The organism is Methanolobus vulcani, assembly GCF_900100715.1.
GTDB classification, from domain to species: Archaea; Halobacteriota; Methanosarcinia; order Methanosarcinales; family Methanosarcinaceae; genus Methanolobus; species Methanolobus vulcani.
In genome coordinates this window covers 95,059-108,765 of sequence record NZ_FNCA01000003.1, presented here as the reverse complement: position 1 = coordinate 108,765, position 13,707 = coordinate 95,059, and the positions used below count along the sequence as shown (strand labels likewise).

At 41.5% G+C, this 13,707-nt stretch carries 6 protein-coding genes; 4 read left to right on the top strand and 2 right to left on the bottom strand.

Features of this window, described 5'->3' with window-relative positions:
- Positions 1-13 precede the first annotated feature (13 nt).
- Complete coding sequence (gene leuS / locus BLP52_RS05350) at positions 14-2,902, bottom strand: leucine--tRNA ligase (RefSeq protein ID WP_091709376.1); 2,889 nt, start codon at positions 2,900-2,902, stop codon at positions 14-16.
- Between the two features lie 608 nt (positions 2,903-3,510).
- On the opposite strand from leuS, the gene cgi121 reads away from it, so the two are divergent.
- From cgi121 to BLP52_RS05335, 3 genes are all read left to right on the top strand, one after another.
- Positions 3,511-4,020, top strand: a complete 510-nt coding sequence (cgi121, locus tag BLP52_RS05345; RefSeq protein ID WP_091709374.1) for a KEOPS complex subunit Cgi121 — start codon at positions 3,511-3,513, stop codon at positions 4,018-4,020.
- A gap of 117 nt (positions 4,021-4,137) precedes the next feature.
- Positions 4,138-5,229 carry a class II fructose-bisphosphatase gene (glpX, locus tag BLP52_RS05340; protein WP_091709675.1) on the top strand — a complete coding sequence of 364 codons (1,092 nt, stop codon included), beginning with the start codon at positions 4,138-4,140 and terminating at the stop codon, positions 5,227-5,229.
- Between the two features lie 20 nt (positions 5,230-5,249).
- Positions 5,250-6,542 (top strand): tRNA (N(6)-L-threonylcarbamoyladenosine(37)-C(2))-methylthiotransferase, encoded by a 1,293-nt coding sequence (locus BLP52_RS05335; RefSeq protein ID WP_091709372.1) that lies wholly within the window; start codon positions 5,250-5,252, stop codon positions 6,540-6,542.
- A gap of 64 nt (positions 6,543-6,606) precedes the next feature.
- On the opposite strand, the gene BLP52_RS05330 is transcribed toward BLP52_RS05335, so the two are convergent.
- Positions 6,607-8,352, bottom strand: coding sequence for a chloride channel protein (locus tag BLP52_RS05330; RefSeq protein ID WP_394328630.1), 1,746 nt, complete (start codon positions 8,350-8,352; stop codon positions 6,607-6,609).
- 390 nt (positions 8,353-8,742) lie between these two features.
- Between BLP52_RS05330 and BLP52_RS05325 the strand changes: the two genes are divergently transcribed.
- The gene (locus tag BLP52_RS05325; RefSeq protein ID WP_162272940.1) at positions 8,743-13,593 is read left to right on the top strand and encodes an Ig-like domain-containing protein; all 4,851 of its coding nucleotides are present in this window, start codon (positions 8,743-8,745) and stop codon (positions 13,591-13,593) included.
- The last annotated feature ends 114 nt before the right edge of the window (positions 13,594-13,707 follow it).

Here is a 13,707-nt window from a genome sequence, read left to right as displayed (position 1 = left end):
AAAAGCCAGTATTTTATTCAAGATATATTGCAGGTCTGAGTGGTGCTGCAAACCTGGATTTATTCTCCGGGTCATACTCTGGCTTATCGGCATTGTATACCTGTATGGTACAACCGATTTCGTTTGCAAGGCAACCGATATTCTCTTTGAGAATTGTCATCTCATCAAGACTCATTCCCAGCAGCATCTCGAATCTTTCAGTCTTCATGCTGGATATATCAGGTACAAGTTTCTGGATATATTTTGGTATTTCCTTGCCATACTTACGGTTATCAGGGTCTGCCATCAGTGTCTTGATCAAAACACCAGGATTGAGTTCTTCTTTATTCTTCATCTCAAGAGCCATCTTGAAGGCTTTTATTTTCCACTCTGGTGCAGTGTAAAGAGCTACCATATTTGGCGTTATCTTTGTGACTTTGATAATCTCTTCAATGTCTGAAAGTGTGCTGCACATGAGTTCCTCGGCAAGTTCAGCATCGTTATCTACCAACCTTGGGCAGAATATTGGATACGCTGCCTGGGATACAAAGTCTCCTTCACCGTGACCCATTGCGCTCCAGAGCTCTTCACAGATATGTGGTGTGAACGGAGCCATCAGACGCACCCATGTATCAAGGACATCGTAAAGCAATGCGCTTCCGCCTCTTCTCTGGTACCACTTTACATCGTTGTAGAGCAGGAAGAATGCATTCTGGAGTGCACTCCTTGTCCTGATCGATGTCATGTCATTGTTAGTTTCCCTGACACACTGCTGGAGTCTGCTGAGCATCCAGCGGTCGATAAGTTTCAGTTCACCATCAATTCCTGATGTGGCACCAGAATCAATTATCTCCATTGCAAGTTTGTAGAACCTTTCCACCTGTTTCTTTGCACTTTCAACGCCCACGTTTCTCCAGTCAGCATCCTGTGTCTGTTCGGCACTTGAAAGGATATACATACGGGAGATGTCCGCACCATAGTTGCCCACAGCTTCCATGAGAGTAAGTATTGGTCCTTTGGACTTGCTCATCTTCTGGCCTTCAAGGGATACAAATCCGTTAACTGCAAGACTGCGTGGCCATTTGTCCTCTTCAAATATTGCAACGTGGTGGAAGAGGAAGAACAACAGGTGATTTGGTACAAGGTCTTTACCTGATGATCTCAGGTCAACAGGATACCAGTAATCGAAATCAGATTTGATGTTTGCAATGAGTTTGACTGAAAGTCCCGTATCTTTGGCTACCTGCTGGACCGTACCTTTTGCAAGTAGTACATAATCAAAGAGTGAAGGTTTCAGTTGCTCGACATCAACACCCTGTGCAAAGAACTTGTTAGTTATGTAATATGACATGTAGATTGTAGAATCACCAAGCGACTCGATAAGCCAGTTAGTGTCAAATGGAAGTCTCGTTCCAAGACCTTTCTTTCTGGCACATGCCTTGTCTTTTAGCCAGTCTACCTTATTGTTGAACTCAACCCTGATCTCCTCCGGGATGATGTCCATTTTCTCAATGCATTTGTAGACCTTTGCTTTCCACTGCGGGTCAGAGTAGTTGAGGAACCACTGCCCTTTTACCATGTTCACTACACATTTTGTTCCGCAGCGGCATACAACAGGTTCACTGAATTCATAGAACACTTCTCCTATACCTTCATCAAGAAGGTCGTGTGTGAGGATGTCCTTGATCTTGGAAACAGCAACACCTGCATATTTGCCGGTGTTCTCTTTCAGGACCCCACCATGGAATTCACGGCGGTAAACCATCTTTGTTGCTTCCTCGGCCTTCGGATCGTTCTGATCCTTTACGCCAAGTTGTTCAACAGCTTCAACTGCCGGATATTCTCCGAATTCCTTGGCCTGGATAAGTGATATCAGTTTGATATCTTTCAGATCTTCTGTAATTCCGTATTCTGAAAGGTCTTTGTCATAGAGGTCCTTGAGTGCCAGATAGTCATAAGGTGCATGAGCAGGCACACTCATGACAATACCACTGCCGTTTCCAGGTTTGACAAATGATGCTGGAAGTGTGATTACCTCCTTTCCTGAAAGCGGATTTTGAACTTTTATTCCCACAAGGTCTTTACCTGGAACATTCTCTATGAATTCGATGGTCCTGTCTGTAAAAGTAAGTTTTCTATGAGCTTCCTGACTGACGATCCATATCTCTTCGCGTCCATCTTTTGTAACCTTGATCTTTGCATGTTCTACTTCAGGGTTGATCCAGAGATTTGTAACACCAAAAATAGTTTCAGGTCTAAGGGTGGCACATGGGAGTACCATGCCGTCATAAGTGAATTTTACAAGTGTGAAATCAACGATGGTAGCTTCCTCACCATGGAGAATATCATGATCTTCAACAGGGTTGTTGTCGTTTGGACACCATTTTACAGGGTGTGCTCCTTTGACGATCAGACCTTTGTCATGAAGAAGATTGAACTGCCATTCAATGAATTTCTTATAAGTAGGGTCGGTGGTTGTGAACTTGCGTCTCCAATCAATGGAGTAACCAATTGCACGCATTGCTTTTTCAGCTTCCACACTGAAATAGTCAACTATGCTTTCAGGTGTTGTAAGCGTTACAAGTATATCTTCGGGAATCCCATGTAGACGGGAGTAAACATCCATTGTCTGTGGGTCTTTGTTTGCAATAAGTTCTGCAAGACCTACAATAGGTGTTCCTGTTACGTGGAAGCCCATTGGGTAAAGTACGTTGTAACCAAGCATTCTCTTGTGCCTGGCAATAACGTCACCAATGGTGAATGTCCTTGTGTGCCCGGCGTGTAAATTGCCGTTTAAGTATGGGTAGGGGATAGTGATAAAGAATTTTTCCCTTTCATCAGGCTCTGGCTCGAATATCCTGCTTTCATTCCAACGGCTTTGCCATTTGTTTTCTATTCCATGTGGATCATAATCCTGTTCCATTGTCAGCACCTCTCACACCGGGTGTAATTAACCGCAAGAGTTTGTATATTAACTTAAGTCAGGTAAAATATTAACTTTCTGTATTCATCCTGAATTGATCGAACTCACAACTTTCATTCATGAACTCTTATTTTTCATTCCAGAATTTAAAATGAAACTTCAGAATGAAATTCAATTGTCTATTTTCAGTAGTATTTGATGTGGTAATAAATAACAACCTACATAAAACACACGGAAAAGGCAATGTAAGTTGCCCTCAAGGTGCTTTCAAAAGTAGATTCGATTATAGCTGAAAATGAAAACAACTAGTAAATCTTATTTATCTACCATTGTTTAGACATGTGTTCTCCACAAAAAAGACACTTGAATTGTCCATCACCACAACTGTGGCAAGGATTTCTGATTTCCATTTGGTATCCGCAGTTAAGACATCGAAAACGTTCTCTAACTGAAGTTACAAGTTGTTCGTTCATGTCCCATCTCCACATTATCATTAGATTCCACTAGTGATAAAGTTAACCAGTTACACAAGTGCACATTATGATGTGATAATGTTTTTTTCTTTCAGACCGATACGCTTATTCTCGGTTACCTGTGTATTCAGTAATATGGAGTTCAAGACGATTGGCGGTTCTGTATCTATCCAGAATGTACCTATTTTTTTGAAAGAACTTGCATCTATTTCTTCTTTGCACAGTACTGTTGTACAGGCAATGGATGCAGACAAGATCGCAGGTGATGATCATATCTCTTTTGCTGTTGAAAAAGCATTAAGGGCTGTTGAGAATGGATCAAATGTTGCCCGTGACACAGGCGTGGAAATAATGAGGTATGCTTCGGGGAGGAGGCAGATCGAAGAAGCATTCTCCATGGGAGTTCGTGAAGGTGACATGAATGTGGTCTTTGTTGTTCTCGGTGACCCCGAAAATATCGAAAACACTTTGCAGGATCTCAGAAATATCATAGACGTAAAACCTGTGGCAGATTACTCTGAAAGCAAAAATGAAACTCTTGCAGGTCAGTTCTCTATAACCGAACAGGAAATTAAGGCAACAGGAAAAGACAGCGTTCCATTGTTGGTACTGGAAAGGGTTGCTCTTGTTGATATCTTAAAATAGGTTTGTTCTAAATGGACAATGACTGCGTATTGAAGCCCTCGCAACTCTAATATAGTAAACATTAATACATGTGGCACACAATCATTCATGAAAGAAAACGATAAGGAAAAGATAATTATGCCTCATCCGAAAACCGCCGAAGCTTTAATTAAATGTGCAGGACCAATCGAATGTTCCCTTTTACCCAGACTTTTACATGTCACTGAAGCAGCCGCAATTGCAGCTTCTTACCAGATGGGTCGTGGTGACAAGAACTACGCAGACCAGGTTTCAGTTGAAGCCATGCGCAGGATGTTGAACTGTCTTGATATGAAGGGTATTATCAAGATCGGTGAAGGAGAACGCGATGAAGCACCTATGCTTTTCATCGGTGAAGAAGTTGGTACAGGTGAGGGAGATCTTGAAGTTGATATCGCAGTTGATCCTCTGGAAGGAACAAACCTCGCTGCTGACGGGATCCCCGGTGCAATAGCCGTAATGGCTATGGCAGAGAGGGAAGGACTTTTCCACGGACCAGATATCTATATGGATAAGATCGTTGTCGGTCCTGAAGTTGTAAAGTATGAAAAAGCACATCCGGATGAAAGAATTGATCTGGATGCACCTGTTATACGCAACCTTGAGATCGTTTCAAAAGCCTTTAACAGGAATATTGATGAGCTTGTTGTTGTTATTCTTGACAGGCAAAGGCACAAGGATAAGATTAAAGAGATCAGGGAAACAGGTGCAAGAGTGAATCTCATCAGTGACGGTGACCTGATGCCTGGAATTGCAACTGCTATTCGTGGTTCAGGAATTCACATGGTTCTTGGTGCAGGCGGTTCAGGTGAAGCAGTCCTGACTGCTGCAGCAATGAAGATCCTTGGTGGTAAGATGCTTGCAAGACTTGTTCTCCCAACAGTTGCAAATGGCGGTACAGCTGAGGAGATTGAAAAGGAAAAAGCTGAAAAAATGCCAAGACTTGAAACAATGGGGATCACTGAAGAAAATATCAATGATGTCCTGGATATTGAGAAACTTGCTCCAGGTAAGGATATCATATTCTCGGCAACAGGGGTAACTCCCGGAATCCTTCTCAAAGGCGTAAGTCTTTTCGGTGAAGGTGATGCCAGGGTTCACAGTATTACCATGGGTAGCTCCGGTGTTGTGAAATTTACTGACACTATCTACATCCATGACAAAGAGAAAACCCCTCTCAGAATGGCTTGATACATTTTCAGCAACTTAAAATGAAAGTACATATTTCTACATATGGCTGCTCTGCCAGTCAGGCATCAGCCGAAATTATGAAGGCGAGTGTCAGGGATGCAGGACATGAACTTGTCCCTGAGAACAATGCCGAGGTTGTGGTTATTAACACCTGTACTGTGAAGTATAGCACCGAGCAGAAGATTCTCCATAAGATATGGGAGCTTGGCGAAAAAGGAATAGCTGTTATAGTCACAGGATGCATGCCGGAAGTACAGCTTGAGGACATAATGCACCAGAACCCTGATGCTCATATTCTGGGCGTTAACTCAATATCCAGATTAGGTCAGGTTCTTGATTCTCTTTCACGCAATGAACTGACAGGCGGCAGTGTGAAACTCTTCCTTGAGGAACCAGAGGGTTTTCAGAGTGTTCCAAGGATCCGCTATAATTCTAATATTCATATCTGTCAGCTTTCCCAAGGTTGTAATTATGCGTGTGCATATTGCATAGTGACAATTGCACGTGGAAAATTATCTTCTTTTGAACCGGAAGATATAGTTGATGATATCCAGAAAGCAGTCGATGAAGGATGCAGGGAGATCTGGTTGACTTCCCAGGATAACGGGCAATACGGAACTGACAAAGAGATCCTACTTCCTCAGTTGTTGAAAATGATATGCAGCATTCCTGGTAATTACAGGATACGTGTGGGAATGATGAACCCATTCTCAGTTATTCCTATTCTTGATGACCTGCTTGATGCATTTGAGGATGAAAGGATATACAAGTTCCTTCACCTTCCAATTCAATCTGCATCTGATGATGTTCTGAATAATATGAATCGCTATCACTCTATTTTAGAGGCCAATACTATTATTGAGGCTTTCAGGAACAGGTTCTCTGACATGACCATCTTTACAGATATAATTGCGGGTTATCCCGGAGAGTCCGATGAGGATTTTGAAAAAACAGTTGAATGGGTGAAGGAATGGAAGCCTGAAAAGATAAATATTTCTCGCTTTACTCCAAGGCCACATACAAAAGCATGGGATATGCGCAAAATTGATTCCCGTGTTGTTGTTAACAGGTCAAATGAGCTGCATGAGGTGTGTGAGGCTGTCAAACTTGCTACTCGTGAAGGAATGATCGGAAAAGAGGTGGAAGTTTTCCTGTCAAAACCAGCAAAGCAAAAAGGTATGATGGCACGGACCGCATCATACAAACCAGTTGTAATTCCGCAGTGCGATCTTCAACCGGGAATAACTTGCCTTGTACATATATATGATGCGACTCCGGGTTATTTCCTCGGTCGCATTGTTAGTGATAAGTGATATTTGATTTGTTCTAGAAATGAAACAAAGTTCTTTGGACTTAAATCTCTGGAGATCTTACTTGTCAGGGTTCATTTTTTTGTAGTCTCTGAACCTTATCCAATATTTTTTTGTCATAGAGCTTAACAATATCACTACGGGTGATTATTCCCAATAACTTAGTGCTGTCTGACCTTGACACCACAGGGAGCCTGCCTATGTCTTTTGCAGCAAGACGTTTTAGTACGGTGTTAAGTGTTTCATCCTGATATGCCACTGCAACATCTTTGGAACATATTTCTGTAATAGTTTTTTCCAGTTCGTCATGACCTACTTTGTCCCTGACATCTTTGAGGGTTACAATCCCTGATAGCTGACCATTGGAATCAAGTACCGGGAAGCCTGCGTGTCTGCTTGACTGCATGAGTGCGATAAGTGCACCTACATTCTTGTTCTCGGAAACTGTCTGGACATTATGTTTCATTGCGTCTTTAACAAGAAGTGCTTCCATAATGTCGACTTCTCTGCCTTTTCTGATGGTAAATCCTCTGCGGCGCAGTCCTTCTGTGAATATGGACTCGGAATTGATAGAACTGGATATCACGTTACTGACGACACATGCCAGCATGATTGGCAGTATCATATTATAGTCCCTTGTAAGTTCGAAGAGAATAAGAATGGAAGTAAGAGGTGCTCTGCTGGTTCCTGCGAAGACAGCTCCCATTCCAACAAGTGCATATGCTCCGGATTCTGCTGTGACTTGCGGGAATATTCCATGAACTATAGATCCATAACTTCCTCCCATCATTGCTCCTACAAAAAGAGCAGGTACAATTGACCCTCCTGATCCGCCGGAACCCATTGTGAATGAGAAGGCAATTATCTTCAAAAAAATCAGTAAAAACATTAGTTGCAGTGTAAGATTGCCGTTTAAGGCATCTGTTATCACATCATAACCCACACCAAATACCTGAGGATAGAAAAATCCGATAAGTCCTACAAAAAGTCCACCTACCGCAGGTTTTATCGCAGGATGTATCTGCAGGGATTCAAAGGCTTGGTGTGTACTGAAAAGAGCGCGCATCAGCAGTGCAGATATAAGTCCTGCTAAAATTCCAAGTAGAAGGTAGAGCGCGAATTCATGGGATGGATCTACGAATTCGTATGTTGCAACTCCTATATTATCAACACCAAAAACAAGGCTTGAAACGATTGTGGCAAATACTGCTGATACTACAATTGGTATGAAACTGCTTGCTTCCAGTTCACCAAGAATCACTTCTACGACAAAGACAACGCCTGCAAGAGGGGCGTTATATGCTGCAGCAATACTACTTGCAGCCCCACATCCGATGAGTATCTTTACTCTGTTTCCGTGGATATTCAGTGTTTCGGCAAGAGCAGATCCTATTCCTGAACCCGCAAGAACAACTGGTGCTTCCTTTCCGGCCGATCCGCCTGATCCAATGGATATTATGGATGCCAGTACTTCAAGAAAAGCATTACGAACTGACATTCTGCCACCACGCAGGGCAGTTGCCTCGATAATCTCTTCTATGTCATATCTTCTGGTATTGATTGAATAATGGACGATAAGACCTACAATAAGTCCCCCGATTGCAGGCAAAAGAATAATGAAGTATCGTGGTGAGGATGAAATTGTTCCAAAGAAAACGTTGTGACCCATCTCCAGCATTGTATCGTAAAAAACAATTACGAGTCCGGTCAAAATTCCTATGATCATCGCAAGCGAGTTAGAAATCAGTGACTCTGTGTGCAACCACTGAACTATATTCTGCTTGAATTTTTGGAAGGCTGTTTTTTCATCCAAAGATTTCATCTCTATTCATGATAGGTGGCTGGTGTAACATGCACATGATAGATATATTTTTTGAATCACTATTCTTATCTATCATTACAATGATTTATGGTGTAGTTGCCAATACATTACTAATGTATTCAATTTCATACTAAATTAGTATATATTGATTTGTATATTAATCGTGTACGATTTATAAAAACAATGATATTGAATACTTTTATAATATATCAGGATATATTGGTAATCGTGGAGTAATGTGGGGGCATCAGTGATACCACTGTATGTCCGTAAAAGCAATAGACGTAGTTGTATTTATGGTTGTATGCAGCTCAAAATGTAGTAAATGATATATCGGACTCAGATCTCAGATATTTCAAGGGTGAGAGTATGCATCCCTTTATGAAAAACAGTAAGGAAAACGGGGTATTGAATTATATAAGGGTTCTTTTGTCGATCTCGATAGTTCTTTCGGCATTCAACCCAATGCTAGTAGCGAGCGCGAGCTCAGTAATAGGCGTTTCAATCAGTTCAGATAAGGTCATACAGGGCGATGTCGCCAATGTGGTTATTTCTCTTGCTAATTGCGAGAATGTAACCGGAGTGAACATGACTCTGGTGTATGGTCCTGGCATAGTTTCTCTAAAGAATGTCACTCTGAACAACACGGTAATGACAGGTCATTCTGTAAATTATACTGACCTGGGCTCTGGAAAAGTGAATATCAGTCTTAATGGACTTGATTCTATAACAACAGCTAACACTCCAGTAGCAGATGTGGCAATGGAGGGATTGGTTAGTGGTACTTCCAGTCTGGTATTGCAGGATGTAGAAATCACTTATAATGATGGTAGTTCCTCAATTGTGCCAGAAGCTGTTGGAAAAGTCATTGTAAACTCTGCTCCATTGTTTGATCCTATTGCTGATATTAATTCAACTGTAGGAAGTCCTGTGAACTTCACAGTTTCTGCAACCGATGCAGATAATGATGATATTCTTGTGTATTCAGTGATGAATAAGCCAGACAATGCCACCTTTGATTCTTCTACTGGTGATTTTAACTGGACTCCTGTATCAGGTGAAATCGGTGTATTCCCGGTAAATTTCACAGTTTCCGATGGTTACGAAGAGGATTCAGAAAACATTACAATAACAGTAATCGCAAAAACAACATCTTCCACAAGCAATTCTGCACCAGTGTTCAATACTATTGCTGATATCAACACAACTGTAGGAAACCTTGTAAACTTCACAATTTCTGCAAATGATGCAGACAATGATCCACTTACATATTACAATAATTCCATATTGCCAGCAGGTGCTCTGTTCTACCCTGGTAACCAGAGCTTCGTCTGGACTCCTTCATCCAATGGTACATATATTGTGAACTTTGGTGTAGATGATGGAAACGGTGGCAATGATTCTCTTAATGCCAGAATTACAGTTGATGATGTTGTCGTTGAAATTAACCATGCTCCCGTTCTTACCCCAATAGGAGATCACAGTGTCAACGAGTCCGAACTTCTTGAGATTCCACTTAATGCAACCGATATTGATGGTGATTCGCTTACATACTCAAGCAATGCCAGCTTCGGTAATATCACAGGTCATATTTTCAGCTGGACTCCTGATTATAATGCTTCAGGAACCTATGCAGTGAACTTCAATGTCAGTGATGGAAATGGTGGGAATGATTCTGAAATTATACACATAACAGTCAATGATGTGATTGTTACCACAAACAGTGCACCTGTTTTTACGCCTATAGCAGATAGAACTGTAAATGAGTCTGAAACTCTGGTTATCACACTCAATGCAACTGATATAGACGGTGACCCACTTACATACTCTAAGGATGTCGGCTTCGGTGATATTTCAGGTGAGGTTTTTAGCTGGACTCCAGATTCATCTGAGGTTGGAACTCATTATGTGAACTTTAGTGTAACAGACGGTGAGTTCTGGGACTACTATCTTGCAAATATCACGGTAAACGAACTAAGTTCCGTAATATATACACCGGCAGACCCAACTAACTTTGTCAGTACAACCGGCAACTTCTGGGTTCTTCATGACTGGGATTCAGGAAATGGAAATGTAGCTGATGGATACAATGTCAGTTACAATGGAAGCTGGTACAATATAACCGATTCAGAGTTTAATAACACAATAGATCTGAAAGCTCACAGCTGGTCAAACATTACAGTTTATGCTTACAATGTTACAAGTTCCATGCTTTCATCCGGAATTGAAAGCAATGTTCAGATCCCAAATAATCCGATAAACATCACTGATGTTGCTCCATCTTACTCAATAAATGAAGGAGACACTCTGTATATAGATGCAAATTATACGGATATCGATGGAGACAGTGCTGTATTCAGTTCTAATGATACTTACATCTTTGATATTGATTCGGCAACTGGTGTAGCTAGCTGGGATAGCAAGCACAAGGACATTGGAACACATTATGTTAAATTAACAGTATCTGACGGATACGGTTCCAAAGATTCACAGGTTGTAGAGATTACAGTAAGTAAGGTAAATACTGCTCCGGAATTTGCAGCAATTAGTCCGCAGTCTGTCTTTGAAGGTCAGGAACTTGCATTCACTCTCAATGCAATAGATGCTGACGGAGACACTCTTGTCTATAATATAAGTGGTCTTCCTTCAGGAGCAACACTGGACACAAATACAGGTGACTTCTCCTGGACTCCTGGATATGACATGGCAGGAGAGTACACTGCTAATTTCAGTGTATCCGATGGAGAGGATGTTGTTTATCAAGAGGTTGCTATCAATGTAACAAACACTAACAGGGTACCTGTATTCACAACAATTGCAGACAAGACAGTGGGTGAAGGCAATGCACTGTCTTTCACTGTCAATGCAATCGATGCAGATGGTGATTCTCTCACATACAGCGTAACAGGTCTTCCTTCTGAAGCAACACTGGATCCCAGTACCGGTGTTTTCTCCTGGACTCCCGGATATGATATGTCAGGAGACTACACTGCAATTTTCAGTGTGACTGATGGGGAGGATGTTGTTTATCAGGAAGTTGTTATCGATGTAACAAACACTAACAGAGTACCTGTATTCACAACAATTGCAGATCAGACAGTGGGTGAAGGCAATACACTGTCTTTCACCGTCAATGCAACTGATGCGGATGGAACTTCTGTATCTTACAATGCAATATCTTTGCCAGCAGGAGCAACATTTGATTCAGCTTCCGGTGATTTCTCCTGGACTCCTGGATATGATACAAATGGAACTTATACAGCTAATTTCAGTGTATCCGATGGAGAGGCAGTAGTTTATCAGGAAGTCGGTATTAATGTAGAAAATACTAACAGGGCTCCAGTTCTTGATTACATCCAAAGTATATCTGTGAATGAAACTGAAAATGTCACAATTAACCTGAATGCTACTGACCCTGATGGAGACAGTCCACTGTACTACTCAAAGGACTCCACTCTGGGTAACCTAACAGGTAATGTGTTCACCTGGACGCCGGATTATAATGACACTGGAACTCATTATATCAATTTCACAGTAAGCGACGGTGATCTTTCTGACACAAAAACGGCAGTCATAGGTGTTAATGAGACTAACCGCGCTCCTGAATTTATTAGTGCAGTGGGTGCACAGAATATTAGTGAAGGTGAATACATTTCATTTACCGTAAATGCCACTGATGCAGACGGTGATTATTTGACTTATAGTATTTCAGGGAACCCTGGAAATGCAACTATATCTACAGTTCCTTCTGGAGGAATTGAATTCAGTTGGACTCCTTCTTACACGGAAGCAGGAAATTATACTGTAATATTCATCGTAAAGGACGAAATGCAGTATTCTGATACTCTTAAAGTACCTATCACTGTTCTGGATGTAAACAGGGCACCATATTTCTCATCACTTAACTCAAGCTATGAGGTAAACGAAACTGAAACTCTAACAATTAACCTGAATCCATATGATGCAGATACGGACGATGATGTTTCTGTATGGATCAATAATACAGGCAACGCTTCAGGTTCACTTTCAAGTAGTGGAGTTTACTCATGGGATACGGATTATTATGATTCTGGAAATTATACCATAGAATTCGGAATCTCTGATGGTACTGTTACAAGTTACTCTAACACTACCGTGAAAGTCAACAATGTCAATGCTCCACCTGTGCTGGGTACAATTGGTTCCAAGAGTGTAGACGAAGGTGACGCACTCACAATTAATCTCACAGCAACTGATGTAGATGGTGATTCTCTGGAATATACTATCGCAAATCGACCTACAAATGCTACTTTCGATAGTTCCACAGGTAAGTTCGATTGGACTCCAATAGATGGTGAGAATGGCACTTATTATGTATTGTTTGGAGTGACGGATGGAAAACTTACTGATACAGAGAATGTAACAATAACTGTAAGTGCTGTTTCTTCAAGCAGTAGCTCCAGTTCCAGTTCAAGCAGTGGTGGCGGCGGTGGAGGTTCACTGTCCACCGGTGAAAAATTCGAGAACATTTTCCTCAAGGATTATGTACTCAAATCCGTGGTGAGGAATATTGAGACAGTGTTCACATTCGAGAAAGAGAAGAACAGCATTGTCTCGGTGAGCTTTACCTCAGAGCTCAATGGTGGTCAGGTCAAGGCAGTAGTTGAAATGCTATATGACACTTCCAGTCAGGTAAGTTCTGCTGCACCGGGTCTTGTCTACAAGAACATGAATATCTACACAAACGCAAAGCTATCTTCAGATGTTATTGGTAATTCAAAGATCCATTTCAAGGTGGATAATAAATGGATCGAAGATAACAAGGTCGATGTTTCTAACATTGTACTCTGCAGGTATGCAAGCGGTTGGACACAACTACCAACCGAACTTGAAGGTGAGGATGATGTATACCATTATTTCGTAGCCACAACTCCGGGATTCTCCCCATTTGCAATATCAAGCATCGATCCTGCACTTGAGATGACAGGCGACACATCTGCTGCTAAAGCTACTGAAGAGATCCAACAGGATGCAACCTCAATGATGTCTACAGACGATACAACACCTCTGGGGCAGACAGCAGAAGCACCTCAGCAAGGTAACTCTTCCATCGTGCCTGTAGTTGTCCTGTTGGGTCTGATAGCTTTGGCAGTTGTAGGAATATTCGGTTACAGGAACAGAGATTACTATGAGAAGGTAAAGTTGCAGCTAGGAAATCCGGATGGAAAGCGTTACAGGCGCACTAAAAAATAAAAACAGAGCGACAATGCGGCAGGTCATATTCTCTTGATGTGTTCTGCCAGTATTTTCTTTTTTATACTTATTTCACTCGTATTTATTCTTTCAAATATATATTTTCCACTCCAT

Coding starts and splice junctions, on each gene's coding strand:
- leuS (WP_091709376.1), bottom strand. CDS start 2,902: ATGGAACAGGATTATGATCCACATGGAATAGAAAACAAATGGCAAAGC.
- cgi121 (WP_091709374.1), top strand. CDS start 3,511: ATGGAGTTCAAGACGATTGGCGGTTCTGTATCTATCCAGAATGTACCT.
- glpX (WP_091709675.1), top strand. CDS start 4,138: ATGCCTCATCCGAAAACCGCCGAAGCTTTAATTAAATGTGCAGGACCA.
- BLP52_RS05335 (WP_091709372.1), top strand. CDS start 5,250: ATGAAAGTACATATTTCTACATATGGCTGCTCTGCCAGTCAGGCATCA.
- BLP52_RS05325 (WP_162272940.1), top strand. CDS start 8,743: ATGAAAAACAGTAAGGAAAACGGGGTATTGAATTATATAAGGGTTCTT.